Raw genomic sequence first — 18,085 nt, 5'->3', positions numbered from 1 at the left:
GAACAAGATCAATCAGATCGTGTCATCACACCCGCTCAACCAACCTCTCCGAGCAGTACAGCTAGCTCCGCCCCGGCGGCGTCGCCGGCACGCTACCGACCGGGGCCGCCTGCCGGTCGGCGCCGTCCGCACCGGCCCTTCTGCGATAGTGGCCGGGTGTGGGTGGGCGTGCTGGGCCCGGTGAGTCTCGAGGTCGACGGCACCCCGATCGCGGTGAGCGGCAGCCGGCTGCGCCGCCTGCTCTGCCGGCTGGCCGCCGCCGGCGGCCGTCCCGTCCCGGTGTCCGCCCTGGTCGACGCGGTGTGGGGCGAGGACCCGCCGGCCGGCGCCGGCAACGCGCTGCAGTCCCTGGTGTCCCGGCTACGACGGGTCTGCGGGACCGACCTGGCCGTGGAGTCGGCGCCCGGCGGCTACCGGCTGGCGGTCGGGGACGCCGACGTCGACGCGCAACGGTTCCTGGGCCTGGCCGACCGCGGCCACCGGCTGCTGGCCGGCGGTGACGCCGCGGCCGCGGTGGACGTCCTGACCGAGGCGCTCGCGCTGTGGCGCGGCGAGGCGCTGGCCGACGCCGACGGCAGCCTGTGGGCCCAGCCGCTCGCCGCGCAGTGGCAGGACCGGCGCCGACTCGCCCGCTCGGACCTGTGGGAAGCGCAGCTCCGGCTCGGCCGGGCGGTGGAGGTGGTCGCCGACCTCGAGTCGGCAGCCGCTGCCGACCTGCTCCGCGAGCACACCACCGCCCTGCTGATGGCGGCGCTGGCCGCCACCGGACGGCCGGCCGAGGCGCTCGCCGCCTACGAGCGGCTGCGCCGGCACCTGGCCGACGAGCTCGGCGTCGACCCTTCGGCCGAACTGCAGCAGGCCCACCTGCGCCTGCTGGACGGGCGACCGCCGCTGCCCGACGTGCAGCCGGCAGTGCCGACAGGGCCGGCAGGGCCGGCCGTGCTGACAGGGCCGGCAGGGCCGGCAGGGCCGACAGCGCCGACAGGGCCGTCAGGGCCGTCAGGGCCGGCAGGGCCGGCGGTCCCGCCGGCCCCGGAGCCGGCGGCGACGTCCGTCCCCGCCCGGGCGTTCTTCACCAGCTTCGTGGGTCGCGAGCAGGAGGAACGCAGGGCCCGGGAGCTGATCGGCAGGTCGCGGCTGGTCACCGTCGTCGGGCCGGGCGGCGCCGGAAAGACCCGGCTCGCCGCGCAGCTGGCCGACGACTCGGCGGCGCTGGCCCCGGACGGGCGCTGGTGGGTGGAACTGGCGCCGGTCGGTGACCCCGGCGGCGTCCCGCAGGCGGTCCTGGACGCCCTCGGTGCGCGGGCGTCGTCGCTGCTCGACCGCACCCGGCACCTGACCGCCGCGACCCCTCTGGACCGGATCACCGGGGCGCTGGCCGACCTGCGCGGGCTGCTCGTCCTGGACAACTGCGAGCACCAGTTGGGCCCGGTCGCCGAGCTGGTCGAGCATCTGCTGTCCCGGTGCCCCGAGCTGCGGGTGCTGGCCACCAGCCGGGAGCCTCTCGGGCTGGTCGGCGAGTCGGTGTGCGCGCTGCCGCCGCTGGCCGTGCCGCCCCCCGACGTGTCCCTCGAGGCCGCTCCGCGGTACGCCGCCCTGCGGCTGCTGCTGGACCGGGCGCACGCGGCCACGGCCGACTTCGCACTGACCGCCGAAACTCTGCCCTCCGCCGTGGATGTCGTCCGCCGGCTGGACGGGCTGCCGCTGGCCATCGAGCTGGCCGCCGCCCGGCTGCGCGTGCTGTCCGTCGACGAGGTCGCCGAGCGGCTGTCCGACCGCTTCCGGTTGCTGTCCGGGGGAACGCGGTCGGCCGTGCCCCGGCACCGCACGCTCCGCGCCGTCGTCGAGTGGAGCTGGGACCTGCTCTCGCCGCCGGAGCGGCTGCTCGCCGAGCGGTTGTCGGTGTTCCCGGCCGGTGCGACCGCCGAGAGTGCCGCCGCCGTCTGCGGTGACGACCGGCTGCCCGCCGCGGACGTGCCGGAACTCCTGCTGGCGCTGGTGGACAAGTCGCTGGTGCAGGCCGCCGACGGCCGCCGCTACCGGATGCTGGAGACCATCCGGGAGTTCGGGGTCGAGCGCCTGGTGGCCGCCGGTGAGGCCGACGCGGCCCGCCGTGCGCACGCGCTGCACTACATCGAGCTCGCCGAGCGGACGGACCCGTTGCTGCGCACCGATCGCCAGCTCGCGGCCTCCCGGGTCTTCGGCGCCGAGCGCGAGAACTTCCTCGCCGCGTTGCGCGACTGCGCCGACCGCGGCGCCGCCGAGGATGTGCTGCGGCTCGCGGTGGCGCTGTCCTGGTACTGGTGGCTCACCGACTCCTACGCGGACATCGTGGCCGTCGGCGAGCTGACGCTGCTGGCGACCCAGGGTTCCGCCGACCCGCGCCGGGTGCTCATCGAGGCCACCTACGCCATCGGCGCCATGACCGGCGAGACGTCCACCACCGGTGACTCGGCCGCCGCCACCGAGCCCGCCGGAGTGCTGGAGCTGGCGCAGCGGTTGCGGGACAGCGCCTTCGACGGCGAGCCCGCGCTGTCCACGGTGTTGCGACCGCTGCTGTTCTTCTTCGGCGACGACAGCGCGACGGGCAGCCTGCTCGCCGAGCAGGTGATGACCGACCGGGACCCCTGGGTGCGGGCCACCATGCACCTCACCCGGGCCCAGGTCGCCGAGAACGCCGGCGACATCGAGACGCTGCGCACGCACGTCGAAGTGGGGTATCGGTTGTTCGCGCAGGTCGGCGACCGATGGGGCATGGCCAACGCGCTCACCGGGCGGGCCGGCGTCCGGCTGCTGGACGGCGACACGGTGGGCGCCATGGCCGATTACGAGGCCGCCCTGGACTACGTCGACGAGCTCGGCGCCGTGTACGACAGCGTGACGGTCCGGATGCGGCTGGCCGACCTGCGACTGCGCTCCGGCGACATGGACGGTGCCCGCACCCTGCTGGCCAGCTCCCGGGAACGGATCGGCCGTTCCGCCGCCTCCGGCGGTGGTCGTCACACGATCATCGACGCGGCGACGGCGATGCTGGTGCTCCAGGAGGGCGACCTCGCCGAGGCTTCCCGGCTGGCAGCGGATCTGCGGGCGCGGACGGCCGACCAGGACGCGCCGGTGACGGGTCCGGGCGGAATCCGGGTGCACATGATCGCGCTGGTCCGGACGGTGACCGCGACGATCGCGCTGGCCGTGGGGGACCTCGGGACCGCAGCAGCGGACCTGGAACTCGCCATGCCGGCGGCGCTGCGCACGTCCGACATGCCGATCGTGGCGAACACGGGCACGGCGGTCGCCGCACTGCTCGCCGCCCGCGGCGACGCGGTCGGCGCGGCCCGGGCGCTGGGCACGGCGACGGCACTGCGCGGCGGCGAGGACCTGGGGGATCCCCGCATCGCCGCGCTCACCGCCGATCTCCGACAGCGCCTGGGCGAGGACGGTTTCCGCGTCGCGTACGAGGACGGCCGGGTCACACCGCGCGACGTCGCCCCGTCGTCGTTGGCGGACGGCCTCTCCGCGGCGCAGCGGGATCCGCTGGCCACCGGAGTCCGCTGAGACACGTTGACAGATGCCGGCTGTCACACCGTCCCTTCGATGCCCGTTGCTCCGCAGCATGTACCGGGTTGCCGCCGTCAGGCGCGGCGGCGGTACCCGCGCAGAGCCAGCGGCACGAACACCGCGAGCAGCAGGGCCATCCAGCCCAGCGTCCACGCCAGGTCCGAGGCCACCGGCCCGCCGATCATCAACCCGCGGACCGTCGAGACCAGGTGCGAGATCGGGTTCACCTTCACGAAGGCCTGCAACCAGCCGGGCATCGTCTGGGTCTGCACGAACGTGTTGGACCCGAAGGAGAGCGGCAGCACCAGCAGGAACATGATGCCCTGCACCGCGCCGGCGGTCCGCGCGATCATGCCGACGAAGACCGAGATCCAGCAGAAGCACAGGGCGAACGCGATGGACAGCCCGATCGCCGCGACCGCCGGCAGCAGGCCGGTGGTCACCCGGAAGCCCATCAGGTAGCCGACGCCCACGGTGATCACGCACAGGATCAGGTAACGGGCGAAGTCCGCGACCACCGCGCCGACCAGCGGCGCCGACCGGGCGATGGGCAGCGACCGGAACCTGTCGAACACCCCCTTGCCGATGTCGGCGTTCAGGTTCTGGCCCAGCGCCACCCCGGCCATGGCGATGGACTGGCCGAGCAGGCCGGGCAGCAGGAACTGCAGGTACTGGTGCTGGGACCCGCCGGCGATGGCGCCGCCGAAGATGTAGGTGAACAGCGCCAGGAAGATGACCGGTTGCACGGTGACGTCGATGAGCGCCTCGGGCGTCCGCCAGGTCTTGATCAGGCTGCGGCGAGCCAGCGCCAGCACGTGCCGGACGAACCGCATCGGCCCGGCACCCGGTGCGGCGGTGACCGTCCCGGCCGGGACGGGGTCGCCGCCGTCGGGCCGGCGAAGCGGCGCGGCGGTCGCCGGCGTGGTGGTGGTCATGCTGCGTCCTCCTCGGACTGCACGTCCGCCGACGGTGCGGCGGGGGACGGGTCCCGGGCGGGCTTGCCGGTGAGGGTCAGGAAGACCTCGTCCAGGGTGGGCAGGTGCAGGGACAGCTCGAGCACGGAGATGGCGCGGCCGGCGAGCGCGGCGACGACCTCGGCCAACGCGGACTCGTCGAGGACCGGCACCGTGAGGGCGTGCCGGGAGCTGACCTCGGGAGCGCCCCGGCCGACCGCCGCCAGTACCGCGGCGACGTCCGCCGTGCGGTCCGGATCCGCCGGGCGCACCCGGATCCGCAGGCCGCCGACGACACGCTTGAGCCCGTCCGGGGTGTCGTGGGCGATGACCCGGCCGTGGTCGATGACGCTGATGCGGTCGGCCAGCGCGTCGGCCTCCTCCAGGTACTGCGTGGTGAGCAGCACCGTGGAGCCGTCCGCCACCAGCCGCCGCACCACGTCCCACATGTCCTCGCGCTTGGCCGGGTCCAGACCGGTCGTCGGCTCGTCGAGGAAGATGACGGACGGGCGGCCGACCAGGCTGGCGGCCAGGTCGAGCCGCCGGCGCATGCCGCCGGAGTAGGTCTTCGCGGGTCGGCCGGCGGCCTCGGTGAGGTCGAACCAGTCGAGCAGCTCGTCGGCCCTGGCCCTGGCGGCGCGGCTGGGCAGGTCGAGCAGGGTGCCGATGAGGACCAGGTTCTGCACGCCGGTGAGGTCCTCGTCCACCGAGGCGTACTGCCCGGTCAGGCCGATCGACTGGCGCACCTGGTGTGCCTGCCGCCGGACGTCGAAGCCGGCGACCCGGGCGGACCCGGCGTCGGCGCGCAGCAGCGTGGCCAGCACCCGGACCGCCGTGGTCTTGCCCGCGCCGTTGGGGCCGAGGACGCCCAGCACGGTGCCGGCCTCGGCGGACAGGTCGACGCCGTCCAGTGCCCTGGTCCGGCCGAAGTTCTTGACGAGGCCGTGCGCCTCCATGATCGGTGCCATGTCGGTTCCTCCTCCACGGGCGGCCCGCACCGGGCGGTACGGGCGGTCCGCAACACCGACGACGGTGCCGGGGCCTCCTGGCACGCCGCGCACGCGGCGCTGACACGGCGAGCACCCGTCCTGCCGCGCTGACCGATCCGGGCGTTCCACGCATACCCACCCCGGATCGGGGGCATACCGGAACCTGTTCACCGTCGAACCAGCCAGGAGGCCCCGTGGCACCCGAACCGGCATCCACCGTCAACCGCAGGCGCTTCCTGACCGGGACCGCCGCCGTCGCCGCGACGGCCACCGCCGGGACCGTGCTGCCCGGGCAGGCCCAGGCTGCGGCGGCCCCCTCGGGTGTGGCAGCCGCCGCGCCGGACCACTGCCACCGCCGCCGGCTGGGCTACGTGCTCTCGCACGAGCAGTTCCCGACCGACGCGCTGCGGTCCTTCGCGTCCGCGGCGGACGCCGCCGGTTTCGCCTCGGTCTGGGCCAGCGACCACATCCAGCCGTGGCAGCCGAACGAGGGTCACTCGATGTTCCCCTGGAACACCCTCGCCCTGGTCGGCCGTGACACCAGGCACCTGCACTTCGGCACGGGTGTCACCTGCCCCACGTACCGGCACCACCCCACCCAGGTGGCCCAGGCCTGGGCGTCCCTGGGCATCGAGAACCCCGGGCGGGTCTTCCTCGGTGTGGGCACCGGCGAGGCGCTCAACGAGCAGGCGTCCACCGGCGCCTTCGGCAGGTATCCCGAACGCGCCGCGCGGCTGGTCGAGGCGGTCACCTTGATCCGGCGGCTGTGGACCGGGCAGCGGGTGACCTTCCAGGGGCGGTACTTCCGCACGCAGGGCCTCAAGTTGTGGGACCTGCCGCGCCGGCCGGTCCCCATCCACATCGCCGCGAGCGGCCCGAAGAGCGCCTACCTCGCGGGTCGGTACGGCGACGGGTGGATCACCGGCTCGGCGGATTTCCTCAAGAAGCCGCTGCGGGACGCGTTCGCCCGCGGTGCCCGCGCTGCCGGCAAGGACCCGGACGCGATGCCGAAGCTGGTCGAGACGTTCGTCGTCGTGGGCGGGCAGGCCGAGGCCGAGTACGCGGCCACGCGGTGGCGCTTCACGGTGGACCCGTGGAGCGACCTGGTCTACGTGCCCGACCCGGCGCGCATCCAGCAGCTGGCGGCGCAGCGCTGGCCGCTGTCGCGGGTCTACCGCGACTGGCCGGTCAGCACGGACCCGGCCGTCCACATCGCGGCCGTCCGCAAGCTGGTCGGGATGGGCGCCACCCCGTTCATCCACTCCGGCCAGCAGGACCAGAAGCGGGTCATCGACTTCTACGGCCGGTACGTGCTGCCGCACGTGTAGTCCCGCCGGCCGGGAACGGCGGCACGGCTGGCGGTGCGGGCGCCGGTGCAGGTTTCCCGCTCCACGGACGCGGGCACTGTGCCCGCCATGACCCTCGGAGTGCTCGCCGGCGCAGCCGCCGGGGCGGCCGGCACCACGGCGCTCAACGCGGCGACCTACCTCGACATGGCGCTACGCGGCCGTCCGGCCAGCGGGACGCCGCAGCAATTGGTCGAGACCATGGCCGCCGACGCCCACGTGCCGATCCCCGGTTCCGGCGATAGTCGGGACAACCGCCTGTCCGGTCTCGGGCCGCTGTTCGGTACGGGCGTCGGGGTCGCCGTGGGCACGGCCGCCGGCGTGGTGCAGCGGGCGCTGCACCGCCGTGGGCGGCGCCTGCCCGCCCCGGTCGCGGTGGTCGCCCTCGCGGCCGCCGCGATGCTGCTGTCCGACGCGCCCCTCAAGCTCTTCGGCATCAGCGACCCGGCGACCTGGAAGCCGGCCGACTGGCTCAGCGACGCCCTGCCCCACCTGGCCTATGGCGCCACCACGTATGCCACCCTGCTCGGGACGGAGGCCTTGTGAGCCTGTGGACGTCGGCCGCCCTCGCCGGCGCCGCCACCGGGGGCAGGTCCTTCACCGGACTGGCCGCGCTCGCCCTGGCCGCGCCCGCGGACGCGCCGCGGCAGCCGGACCGGACGCTCGACAAGCCCTGGGCCAGGGCCGTCCTGGTGGCCGCTGCGGTCGGCGAGCTCGTCGCGGACAAGCTGCCGCGGACGCCCAGCCGGCTGGCGCCGCCGGTGCTGGTCGGACGGCTGGTCAACGCCGCGGTGTGCGGGTTGGTGCTCGCCCGGCGGGACGTGCCGGCCTCGCGCACCGACGTCCCGCAGGTGTTCCCGCAGGAGCGGGACGCGGACACCTCGGACACCTCGCCGACGTCCTCGGTCACCACCAAGCCGGTCCGGATGGCACCGATGGCCGGTGCGGCGGCGGTGTCGATGGCGGCGGCCGCAGCGGCCTCGTTCCTGGGGGTGCACTGGCGGGCGCTGGCCGCCCGGCGCTTCCGGACCGACGCCGTCGGCGCGGGTCTGGAGGACGCGCTGACCGTCGCCCTGGCGGCGGCGGCAGCCCGTCGCTGAGCCGGCCCGTCAGGACGTCGACTGCCCGACGACCGTCCGCAGCCGGACCAGGCCGTCCCGGATGCGGGTCTTGACCGTCGCCGGGGGGACGGACAGCCGGAGCCCGATCTGCTCGTGGCTGAGCTGGCCGAAGTACATGAGCTCGATGGACTGGCGCTGCAGCGTGGTCAGTCCGGCGAGGCCGGCCCGCACCTGGGCGTGCTCGTGCCGCAGCAGCACCTGCTCGGCGACCGAGTCGTGCTCCCGGGCGTACCCGGTCTCCGCGTCCACCCGGTCCCGCCGGCGGGCCGCGGCCGTGGACCGCACCCGGTCGACCGCCCGGGAGTGGGTCAGCATGCCGATCCACGACACGGCCGACCCGCGGCCTGCGGCGAAGTCCGCCGCGTTGCGCCAGATGTGCAGGAACACCTCCTGCGCGACCTCCTCGGCGTGACTGGGGTCTCGGAGCACGGCCAGCGCCGTCCGCCGCACGGACGACCCGAACCGCGCGTAGAGCTCGTCGAAGGCGCGATGGTCACTCTGCGCGATCAGCCCGAGCAACTGCTCCGGCGTCCGGCCGCCCAGGCCGGACGCCGCATCGGCACGGTCGAGCACCACGGTGGCGGAGCGGTCTGCGCTGGTCATGGCATTGATTGTGCGCCAATGTGACCGTCCGTGGCAAGTCCTCACGCTGGGTCAATTTCTTCCGACGCCCAGGCAGGCACCGCTCGGGGGCAAATCTTGACACGGACAGTGACGGGGCGGTGTGGCGCACCGTGACTGCCACGAGTCCGTTGACCCGCCGTCACCCGCGGCCGCCACCGGCGTCCGTGGCAAGGATCGGCCGCACCACCCGCCCGGCCGTTCCCGGCCGGGTGATTCGCCCGGGCGGAGCACCGCGGGGCAGGCTGGACGGATGCGTCCGGACCTCGCCCGATGGGCGCGCGCAGCTCTGCCCGGCCGGCGTGTCGAGCCCGTCGAGGTGGTCGAGGTCGGATGGGACCACCGCGTGTTGCGGGCCGCCGTCGACGGACGGCCGTGGATCTTCCGCTTTCCGCGTCGCCCCGACGTCCTGCCCGACGTGGCGCGGGAGCGGCACCTGCTGGCGTTGCTCCGGGACCGGTTGCCCGTGCCGGTCCCGCACTGGCAGGTGGACACCACCGTCGCGGGGCAGGCGGTGCTGGGCTACCCGGAACTGCCGGGCCACCCGGCCGGCGACGAGCCGGCGTCGGACGGGGTGTTCCGCTTCCGCCTGCCCGTCCCGCCGCCCGACGGCTATGCCCGCACCCTGGGCGCCGCTCTGGCCGCCCTGCACCGTTTCCCGGCGGACGAGGTGGCCGACGCGATCGGCCCACCGCCGGCCGCGGGGGGTGCCGGCCGGCTGCGGCAGCTGCTCGGGGACGTCGAGCGGGCGGTCGACGTCCCCGGCACGCTGCGCCGCTGGTGGCTCGACGCCCTGGACGGCCGGCTCGGCGGGGCCGTCCCCACCTGCCTGGTGCACGGCGACGTGCACCCGGGACACACCCTCGTCGACGACCGCGGCCTGCTCACCGGCCTCATCGACTGGACCGACGCCGGCTGGGGCGACCCCGCGGCGGATTTCGTCGATCCCCGGCACGCCTTCGGCGCCGGATTCGCCGACCGGCTGCTGGACCGGTACGCCGCGGCCGGCGGGACGGTCGATCCCGGGCTGCGGCACCGCATGGCGACGCTGCAGGCGTTCGGTCCGCTGCACCAGGCGGCCTTCGGGCTGTCCGCCGGATCGCCGCACCACGTCCGGCTCGCGACGGTCCGGATGGCGGCGTCGGCGGCGCGACTGGCGGACGGGCTGCCGCCGGTGTGACGGCGGCTGCGGGCCGACGGCGGCCACCGGACCGCGGCCGTCCGACGCCGGCCACCGGACGGCGCGCGGTGGCCGGCGCCGGGCGTCGGCTCAGTCCCGGACCGACTCCGCCAGCCGCGCGGCCCGCTCGCTGGTGAAGACCTCGTCCAGCAGGACCGGGACGCCGTCCGGGCCGGAGAGCGGGATCCGCCAGTTCGGGTACTCGTCCAGCGTCCCGGGCTGGTTCTGCGTCCGCCGGTCCCCCACCATGTCGGTGAGCGAGACGGCGAGCAGCCGGGCCGGCGTCAGCGTCAGGTAGCGGTGCAGGCCGACGACCACCGACTCCAGCTCCGCCTCGGCGGTCCCGTCCCCCGGGTCGGTGACGTGGTCCGTGGCGCCCGCGGCGGCGGCGGTGACGAGCCCGCGCCCGCGGACCTCGTCCAGCCAGGCGCTCCGCTCCGCGGTCGCCGCGGCCAGCTCCTCCTCCACCGGCCGGGTGAGCAGGCCCAGCCGCTCCCGGAGCCGGACGTGCTCGCCCTCCAGGTACCCGGCCGTCGGCGGCAGGTCGTGCGTGGTCACCGACGCCAGGCAGTACTCCCGCCACCGCTCGCCCGGCAGCAGCCCCGGCCGCCCGGTGGCGTCCCGCGGGCCGTCCAGGTCGTACTCGAACCACAGGATCGAGGTGCCCAGGAGGCCCCGGTCCGCCAGGTACCGGCGCACCCACGGCTCCACCGTGCCCAGGTCCTCACCGACGACCAGCGCGCCGGCCCGCTGCGCCTCCAACGCCAGGATGCCGACCAGGGCGTCGTGGTCGTAGCGGACGTAGGTGCCCGCCGTCGGGTCCATGCCCTCCGGGATCCACCACAGCCGGAACAGGCCGATGATGTGGTCCACCCGCAGGCCACCGGCCCAGCGCAGCACCGTCGAGACCATCGCCCGGAACGGCGCGTAGTCGGTCTCGGCCAGCCGGTCCGGACGCCACGGCGGCTGCTGCCAGTCCTGGCCGTTCTGGTTGTAGGCGTCCGGCGGCGCGCCGACCGTGACGCCCAGGGCGAACACGTCCTGCAGACCCCAGGCGTCCGCGCCGTCCGGGTTCACGCCCACCGCGAGGTCGTGCAGCACGCCGAGCGACATGCCGGCCCGTCGCGCCGCGAGCTGCGCGCCGGCCAGCTGCTCGTCCAGCACCCACTGCAGCCAGCAGTGGAAGTCCACCCGGTCCAGGCGTTCGGCGCGGAACCGGACCGCACCGGGCTCGTCGGGACGGCGCAGTTCCGCCGGCCAGGTCCGCCACCGGGGCCCGTGCACCTCGGCGATCGCGCACCAGGTCGCCCAGTCGACCAGCCCGACGCCCTCCCGGTCCCGGTAGGTCCGGAACGCCAGCTCCCGGCCGGCCGACCGCGGCACCTCGAACACCGCCTCGAGCAGCGCCCGCTTGGCCAGCCACGCGGCGTCGCGGTCGAGTTCCGGCGCGGCCGGGTCCAGTTCCCGGCGGGCCCGCTCCGCGGCGGCCCGCTGGCCGTCCGGCAGCCCGGCGTACTCCGGGATGCGCTCGGGGCGCAGGTAGAGCGGGTTGGCGAAGCGTCGGCTGGTGGGCAGGTACGGCGACGGCTCGAGCGGCGGCGTCGGTTGCGCCGCGTGCAGCGGGTTCACCAGGACGAATCCCGCGCCGTGGACGGCACCCGACCACGTCGCCAGGTCCGCGAGGTCCGCCAGGTCACCGGTGCCCCAGGACTGCGCGCTGCGGGCGCTGTAGAGCTGCGCGGCCACTCCCCAGCTGCGCCGGCCGCGCACCCGCTCCGGCACCCCGACCCAGCGCGGCGTCACGGCCAGCAGCGTGCTGGCCTCCGTGCCGGCCGACCAGGCGTGGATCCGGTGGTAGCCGACCGGCAGGGTGCCCGGCACCTCGAACGACGCCCGACCCACCAGCCGGTCGCCGACCGTCCTCGGCGGGGTGTGGTCGGGCACCTGCCGCAGGTCACCGAGGAAGCCGCCGTCCTCGCCGACCACCCAGACGGCGACCCGTTCCCCGTGGTCGACGTGCACCGGGACGACCCGGACCTCGCCCTCCCGCACGACCTGGCAGGTGGGCAGCATCCGGGACCACTCGCGATCGGTGCGCTCGGCCAGCGACGCGGCCACCGCCTCGCCCGACGAGGTGTCGATGCCCATCGCGGTCAGCACGCCGCGCAGCGTCTGCGCGGACACCGGGTGGGTGCGGTCCTGCCAGTCGGTGAACTCGGTCGCCACGGACAGCCGGCCGGCCAGGTCACGGAGCAGGTCGTCGGGGATGTCGGCCATGCAGGTCCCTTTCCGGGCAGGCGGCGCCCCTTGCGACGCCGGACACGGGGCGGGCACCGGTCCCCTTGGACACGGCGGTGCCGACGCGCGGGTGGCCGGTCGCCGCCCGTCCGGTTGCCCGTGGCGGCCCGGCGAAACCGCCGCCGGGCCCCGCCCCGGGCTAGTGCCGCTCCTGCATCGGCATGACGACCTCACGCATGATCAGCTGGACGCCCGCGGCCACCGGCACGGCCAGCAGCGCGCCCGTGACGCCGAGCAGCGCGCCGCCGATGAGGATGGCGAGCACCACCGCCAGCGTCGAGATGTCGACCTGCCGCCGCATCACCCGCGGGTACAGCCAGTACGCCTCGAACAGGTGCTGGCAGACGTAGAAGGCGGCGGCGACGATGCCCAGCGTCAGCGACTGCGAGAGCCCGATGAGCGTCATGCTCAGGCCTACGATGATCGGCCCGACGACCGGGACGAAGTCGAGCAGCGCCGCGCCGAGCGCGATCGCCCACGGGTACGGAAGGCCGGCGACCGCGGCGAACAGCCCGGCCACCACGCCCGCCTGGATGGCCACGATGGTCGCGCCGGCCAGGTAGCCGCCCATCTGCTTGAGGATCTTCTCGCCCAGATCGGTCACCCGGGCCCGCCGCGAGGCGGGTGCCAGCCGGAACGCCCCGGCCTTGATCCTCGGGAAGCCGGCGAGGAAGAACAGCGCCAGCACCAGGCAGACGAACAGGTCACCGGCGATGCCGGCCACCGTGACGCCGACGCTGACGATGGTGCTGGCCGCGCCGCCGGTGAGGTTCTTGATGAAGTCGGAGTTCTGCAGCTGCTGGATGATGCCGAACTTGGCGTCCAGGTTCTTGATCGTCGGCGCGTCCTGCAGCCGCTCGAGCAGCGACGGCACCGACGTGATGAACGCAGACACCTCGGTGACGATGGGCGGGATGATCGCGTAGGCGGCACCGGCCAGGGCGATCAGCATGCCGAGGAAGACCGCGGTGACCGCCAGGCCGCGGCGCAGACCGCGCCGGACCAGCCAGCCGACCGCCGGGTCGAGCCCGATCGCCAGGATCGCCGCGACCGCGATGACGATCAGCGTGCTCTGCAGGCTGTCGACGACCAGGAAGGTGATGTAGGCCAGGATCAGCCCGAGCCCGGCCAGGAAACCGATCCGGAACGGCTGCGCGACGGTCCGGCTGCGGTGCGACTCCCGGTCGCCGTCGGTCTCGATCGCCCGGGCCGCGGCGACCGCGGCCATGGCGGCCTCGGCCGCCTCGTGCGCGCGGGCGGACCGCTCGGCGGTCACCCGGGACCCGACGGTCGACAGCACGGTGCGCAGGCCGGCCCGGCGCTGGCGCAGCGCCGCGGCGTCCGCCGGCGGCCCGCCGGCCGGGGTCCGCCCGTCCGCGCGGTCCAGCTCGATCAGGGCCTCGTCCAGCGCCTTGACCAGCCGGTCGTCGCCGTCGTCCGGGCCGCCGCCGTGCTCGACCGCGCTCACGCCGACTCCTGCACCAGGTCCAGGTACCCGGGGTGGCGCTGCAGCCACACCGGGATGTACGGGCAGCTCGGCACGATCCGCACGCCGGCCTCACGGGCGGCGTCCATGACGGCGGTCACCAGGCGGGACGAGACACCGGTGCCGCGCACCGACGGGTCCGCCCAGGTGTGCAGCAGGTCCCAGGCGCCGTCCTCGGGCCGGTAGTCCAGGTGGGCCACCTCGCGGCCGTCCTCGAGCGCCCGGAACCGGCCGCCGGACCGGCTGCCGTCGGGGAGATGTTCGACGCTCCACCCGGTCGGGGTGGCCCTGCTGTGCTCGGCTGTCATGGTTCCTCGCGTCGGGGTCCGCGGACGGCCGGCCAGCTGACCGGCGGGTGGCTCCCGGCCGGCGAACGGGCGACGCGGGCGACCTGCCGCGTCCCGTCTCCGCACCCGCGATGATCCCACAGCGCCCGGTCGGCGCACCTGACCTGCCGGCCCGCACCACCGCTCCGGTGGCCACCGGCGCGTCCGCGGTGGTCCCGGGTGGGCGGTCCCGGTCCGTATGCTCCCGGTTGCACGTCGCCGTGCCGCCGGATGCCGCGCGGCACCGGTCGCCCGTCCCGCCGCACCCGGAGACCCGATGATCCGACGTTCGTCCACGCTGCCGCTCACCGCCCTGGTGCTGTCCCTGGGGCTGACGCTCGCCGCCTGCGGCTCGTCGTCGACCGGCGGGGGTTCCACCTCGAGCGCCACGGTCGCCTCGTCCACGGCGTCGACAGGGTCCCCAGCGTCCACAGTGTCCACAGCGTCGACGGCGTCCTCGGCGTCGACGGGGTCCACAGCGTCCCCGGCGTCCACCGGGGCCGGCGGGTCCTCGGCCGGCGTCCCGACCGCGGCCGGGTCGTCCGGCTCGTCCGCGGCGACCTCCGGTTCCGCCGCCCCGTCCGGGTCGGGGTCGTCGGCGGCCTCCGGCACCGGCTCGGCCGGCATCGCCGGGTGCACGCCCGCCGAGCTCAAGACCCAGAAGGCGGGAACCCTGACCGTCGCCACCTCCGAGCCGGCGTACGAGCCGTGGATGGTCGAGGACGACCCCACCAACGGCAAGGGCTTCGAGTCGGCCGTCGCCTACGCCGTCGCGGACCGGCTCGGGTACGGCAAGAATCAGGTCGCCTGGACGCGGGTGGCGTTCAACGCCGCGATCTCCCCCGCGCCGAAGGCGTTCGACTTCGACATCAACCAGTTCTCGATCACCGAGGACCGCCGCAAGGCCGTCGACTTCTCGTCCGGCTACTACGACGTGACGCAGGCCGTGGTGACCGTCAAGGGCTCGCCCGTCGCCGGGGCCAAGAGCATCGCCGACCTCAGGTCCGCCAAGCTCGGCGCGCAGATCGGCACCACCAGCCTCACGGCGCTGAAGTCGCAGATCGGACCGTCCGGCAGCCCTGCGGTGTTCCAGACCAACGACGCGGCCGTGCAGGCCCTGAAGAACGGGCAGATCGACGGCCTGGTGGTGGACCTGCCCACCGCCTTCTACCTGGCCTCGGCGGAACTGGACGACGGTGTGCTGGTGGGCCAGCTGCCGGCCACCGGCGGCGCTCCCGAACAGTTCGGCCTGCTGCTGGAGAAGGACTCCGCGCTGACGTCGTGCGTCAGCAAGGCCGTCGACGCGCTGCGCGCCGACGGCACGCTCGCCCAGCTCTCGACCCGGTGGCTGGCCCAGGCCGGCGCCCCGGTGCTGCAGTAGCTGTCGGGCCGGTGTCCACCCGCGGCACCGCACCGGGCGACGCGTGGGTGCCGTCGCCGGTGCAGCAGGAGCGGCTGGCGTACCGCCGGCGACGCAGCCGACGGTCCGCCCTGATCGCCGCGGTCTCCACCGTGGTGGTGCTCGGCGCCGTGGCCGTGGCCGTGGTGCACACCCGCGGCTGGCCGCAGTTCCGCCACGCCTTCTTCGACCTGTCCTACGGGGTCCAGGTGCTGCCGGACATCGCCAAGGGCCTCTGGCTGAACGTCCGCATCATGGTGGTCTGCGAGGTGGTCATCCTCGTGCTCGCGCTGCTGCTGGCGCTGGCCCGGTCGCTGCGCGGGCCGGCGTTCTTCCCGCTGCGCGCGCTGTCGACCGTGTACACCGACGTCTTCCGCGGCCTGCCGGCGCTGCTGGTGATCTTCCTGCTGGGCTTCGGGGTGCCCTCCCTGCGGATCGGCTGGCTGACCTCGAACGCCCTGGTCTGGGGCAGCATCGGGCTGATCCTGACCTACAGCGCCTACGTCGCCGAGGTGTTCCGCGCCGGGATCGAATCGGTGCACCCGTCGCAGCGGGCGGCGGCGCGGTCCCTGGGTCTGACCCACGCGCAGACCATGCGGCACGTCGTGCTGCCCCAGGCCGTCCGCCGGGTGGTGCCACCGCTGCTCAACGACCTGGTGTCGCTGCAGAAGGACACGGCGCTGGTCGCCGTGCTCGGCACCGTCTACTACGACGCCGTGCTGCAGGCGCAGATCGACATCGCCGAGTCCTTCAACTACACGCCGTACGTGGTGGCCGGTCTGCTGTTCCTGGTGCTGACCATCCCGCTGACCCGGCTCACCGACTGGGTGGCCCGCCGCCAGGGCTGGGCCGGCGCGACGGGGCCGGTGTGACCGCGGGACGAGCCGGGCCCGTGCTCGAGGTGGACCGGTTGCGCAAGAGCTACGGCGGCCGGGTGGTCCTGTCCGACCTGTCGCTGTCCGTGGCCTCGCACCGCTGCCTGGCGCTCATCGGCGCATCCGGGTCCGGCAAGTCGACGCTGCTGCGGTGCATCAACCTCCTGGAGACCGTCGACGACGGAACCGTCCGGCTCGAGGGCCGCGACATCACCGACCCGCGGGTCCGGCCCGACGAGGTGCGGGCCCGCGTCGGCATCGTGTTCCAGGCGTTCAACCTGTTCCCGCACATGAGCGTGCTGGACAACGTCACGCTGGCGCCGCGGCGGGTGCACGGCGTGCCCCGGCCGGCCGCCGAGGAGCAGGCCCTGGCGATGCTGGACCGGGTCGGCCTGGCGTCCCGGGCGCGCGCCCGCCCGGACGAGCTGTCCGGCGGCCAGCAGCAGCGCGTGGCCATCGCCCGGGCACTGGTGACCAACCCGGTGCTGATGCTGTTCGACGAGGTGACCAGCGCCCTGGACCCGGAGCTGGTCGGCGAGGTGCTGTCGCTGCTGGCAGAGCTCAAGGCGGACGGCACGACGATGGTGGTGGCCACGCACGAGATGGGCTTCGCCCGGCAGGTCGCCGACGAGGTGGCGTTCCTCGCCGACGGCACGGTCGCCGAGCAGGGGCCTCCCGAGCAGCTGTTCACCGATCCCGTCGACCCGCGGACCCAGCGGTTCCTGCGCCGGATCATCGAGGCCGGCCGGCTCTGAGCCTCCGGCCCGCCGCGGGGTGCCGCCCGTCGGGCCTGGTCACCGGGGACTGTCGGTGGTCCCGGGTAGACAAGGGCCATGACAACGTCCGTGACCGCACCGGCCCCGGCGGCGACCCCGCTGCTGCAGGTGCGCCGGCTCTGGGCGGAGCCGGAGGCCCTGGCCAGCGCCCGGGGCCAGCAGATCCGCGCCCGTTTCCCCGCCGCCGAGATCGTCGAGGTGCCCTCGCACTGGCAGATCGAGGAGCTCTACGGAAACGCCGGCAACGTCGACCGGTGGGTCCGGGTGAAGACCGAGGACCTGGTGATGGGCGTCAAGAAGTCGCTGAGCGCCCGGCCCAACAGCCGGTCGTCGGACTGGATCGCCCCGTCGCTGTCCAACGGCTGCGCCATGGCCTGCGCGTACTGCTACGTGCCGCGCCGCAAGGGCTACGCCAACCCGATCACCGTCTTCACCAACATCGACAAGATCATCGGGTACCTGGGCCGGCACGTCCGGCGGCAGGGCGACAAGGTCGAACCGAACCAGTGCGACCCGCTGGCCTGGGTCTACGACATCGGCGAGAACAGCGACTGCTCGGTCGACGCGCTGGTCAGCGACAACGTCGCCGACCTGGTGACCGCGTTCCGGGACTGGCCGACCGCCAAGGCCAGCTTCGCGACCAAGTACGTCAACCGCCAGCTGCTCGAGCTGGATCCGCGCGGCCGCACCCGCGTCCGCTTCTCGCTCATGCCGGAGGCGGACGCCAAGATGCTGGACATCCGCACCTCGCCGATCCGGGACCGGATCGCCGCCATCGACGACTTCGTCGCGGCCGGCTACGAGGTGCACGTGAACCTCTCGCCCGTGGTGCTGAGGGACGGTTGGGAGCAGGCGTGGGCGGAGCTGCTGCAGCAGCTCGACGACGCCACCGGTGACGCCTTCAAGGCACAGGCGGCGGCGGAGATCATCCTGATGACCCACAACCGGCAGCTGCACGAGGTGAACCTGGGCTGGCACCCCAAGGCCGAGGATCTGCTGTGGCGGCCGGAGCTGCAGCAGCCCAAGCTGTCGCAGAACGGCCAGTGGAACGTGCGCTACCGCAACAACGTCAAGGCGCAGGGGGTGGCCAGGATCCAGGAGTTGATCGGCGAGCACGCCCCGTGGCTCCGCGTCCGCTACGCCTTCTGAGCAGCGCCGCG

15 protein-coding genes are annotated in these 18,085 nt (G+C 74.5%); 9 read left to right on the top strand and 6 right to left on the bottom strand.

The window, feature by feature from the left end:
- The first annotated feature begins 156 nt into the window (after nucleotides 1-156).
- Complete coding sequence (locus tag IEY37_RS10590) at nucleotides 157-3,552, top strand: AfsR/SARP family transcriptional regulator (RefSeq protein ID WP_188941456.1); 3,396 nt, start codon at nucleotides 157-159, stop codon at nucleotides 3,550-3,552.
- A 77-nt stretch (nucleotides 3,553-3,629) separates the two neighbouring features.
- Here IEY37_RS10590 and IEY37_RS10585 read toward each other — a convergent pair whose 3' ends face one another.
- Both IEY37_RS10585 and IEY37_RS10580 read right to left on the bottom strand, forming a co-directional pair.
- Complete coding sequence (locus tag IEY37_RS10585) at nucleotides 3,630-4,490, bottom strand: ABC transporter permease (protein WP_188941455.1); 861 nt, start codon at nucleotides 4,488-4,490, stop codon at nucleotides 3,630-3,632.
- Nucleotides 4,487-5,476, bottom strand: a complete 990-nt coding sequence (locus IEY37_RS10580; RefSeq protein WP_188941454.1) for an ATP-binding cassette domain-containing protein — start codon at nucleotides 5,474-5,476, stop codon at nucleotides 4,487-4,489. Before IEY37_RS10580 ends, IEY37_RS10585 begins: the two co-directional genes overlap by 4 nt.
- 257 nt (nucleotides 5,477-5,733) lie before the next feature.
- On the opposite strand from IEY37_RS10580, the gene IEY37_RS10575 reads away from it, so the two are divergent.
- The 3 genes from IEY37_RS10575 to IEY37_RS10565 all read left to right on the top strand — a co-directional run bounded on the left by IEY37_RS10575 (nucleotide 5,734) and on the right by IEY37_RS10565 (nucleotide 7,943).
- A complete protein-coding gene (locus tag IEY37_RS10575) occupies nucleotides 5,734-6,825 on the top strand; it encodes an LLM class flavin-dependent oxidoreductase (protein ID WP_188941554.1) in 1,092 nt (363 codons plus the stop codon).
- A gap of 87 nt (nucleotides 6,826-6,912) precedes the next feature.
- A complete protein-coding gene (locus IEY37_RS10570) occupies nucleotides 6,913-7,389 on the top strand; it encodes a hypothetical protein (protein ID WP_188941453.1) in 477 nt (158 codons plus the stop codon).
- Nucleotides 7,386-7,943, top strand: coding sequence for a hypothetical protein (locus IEY37_RS10565; protein ID WP_188941452.1), 558 nt, complete (start codon nucleotides 7,386-7,388; stop codon nucleotides 7,941-7,943). The genes IEY37_RS10570 and IEY37_RS10565 overlap by 4 nt, the downstream gene beginning before the upstream one ends.
- A gap of 9 nt (nucleotides 7,944-7,952) precedes the next feature.
- Here IEY37_RS10565 and IEY37_RS10560 read toward each other — a convergent pair whose 3' ends face one another.
- Entirely contained in the window at nucleotides 7,953-8,567 is a 615-nt protein-coding gene (locus tag IEY37_RS10560) for a sigma-70 family RNA polymerase sigma factor (protein WP_188941451.1), read from the bottom strand.
- Between the two features lie 271 nt (nucleotides 8,568-8,838).
- Here IEY37_RS10560 and IEY37_RS10555 point away from each other — a divergent pair, with 271 nt between their 5' ends.
- Nucleotides 8,839-9,765 (top strand): phosphotransferase, encoded by a 927-nt coding sequence (locus tag IEY37_RS10555; RefSeq protein WP_188941450.1) that lies wholly within the window; start codon nucleotides 8,839-8,841, stop codon nucleotides 9,763-9,765.
- A 90-nt stretch (nucleotides 9,766-9,855) separates the two neighbouring features.
- Here IEY37_RS10555 and malQ read toward each other — a convergent pair whose 3' ends face one another.
- From malQ to IEY37_RS10540, 3 genes are all read right to left on the bottom strand, one after another.
- Nucleotides 9,856-12,042, bottom strand: a complete 2,187-nt coding sequence (malQ, locus tag IEY37_RS10550) for a 4-alpha-glucanotransferase (RefSeq protein ID WP_188941449.1) — start codon at nucleotides 12,040-12,042, stop codon at nucleotides 9,856-9,858.
- A 160-nt stretch (nucleotides 12,043-12,202) separates the two neighbouring features.
- Nucleotides 12,203-13,531 (bottom strand): AI-2E family transporter, encoded by a 1,329-nt coding sequence (locus IEY37_RS10545; RefSeq protein WP_188941448.1) that lies wholly within the window; start codon nucleotides 13,529-13,531, stop codon nucleotides 12,203-12,205.
- On the bottom strand, nucleotides 13,528-13,857 hold the full coding sequence (locus IEY37_RS10540; RefSeq protein WP_188941447.1) for a GNAT family N-acetyltransferase: 330 nt from the start codon (nucleotides 13,855-13,857) through the stop codon (nucleotides 13,528-13,530). Before IEY37_RS10540 ends, IEY37_RS10545 begins: the two co-directional genes overlap by 4 nt.
- Before the next feature lie 295 nt (nucleotides 13,858-14,152).
- Between IEY37_RS10540 and IEY37_RS22070 the strand changes: the two genes are divergently transcribed.
- The 4 genes from IEY37_RS22070 (at nucleotide 14,153) to IEY37_RS10525 (ending at nucleotide 18,074) form a co-directional block, all read left to right on the top strand.
- Entirely contained in the window at nucleotides 14,153-15,256 is a 1,104-nt protein-coding gene (locus IEY37_RS22070; RefSeq protein WP_229674266.1) for an ABC transporter substrate-binding protein, read from the top strand.
- 11 nt (nucleotides 15,257-15,267) lie between these two features.
- A complete protein-coding gene (locus tag IEY37_RS22065; RefSeq protein ID WP_229674265.1) occupies nucleotides 15,268-16,146 on the top strand; it encodes an amino acid ABC transporter permease in 879 nt (292 codons plus the stop codon).
- Nucleotides 16,143-16,904, top strand: a complete 762-nt coding sequence (locus IEY37_RS10530) for an amino acid ABC transporter ATP-binding protein (RefSeq protein WP_188941446.1) — start codon at nucleotides 16,143-16,145, stop codon at nucleotides 16,902-16,904. The genes IEY37_RS22065 and IEY37_RS10530 overlap by 4 nt, the downstream gene beginning before the upstream one ends.
- A gap of 78 nt (nucleotides 16,905-16,982) precedes the next feature.
- Nucleotides 16,983-18,074: a spore photoproduct lyase family protein gene (locus IEY37_RS10525; protein WP_188941445.1), complete on the top strand. Its 1,092-nt coding sequence runs from the start codon at nucleotides 16,983-16,985 to the stop codon at nucleotides 18,072-18,074.
- The last annotated feature ends 11 nt before the right edge of the window (nucleotides 18,075-18,085 follow it).

It is taken from the genome of Nakamurella endophytica (assembly GCF_014646215.1).
Lineage (GTDB): Bacteria > Actinomycetota > Actinomycetes > Mycobacteriales > Nakamurellaceae > Nakamurella > Nakamurella endophytica.
The sequence above is the reverse complement of the archived record's forward strand: the minus strand, read 5'-3'. Positions and strand labels throughout refer to the sequence as shown.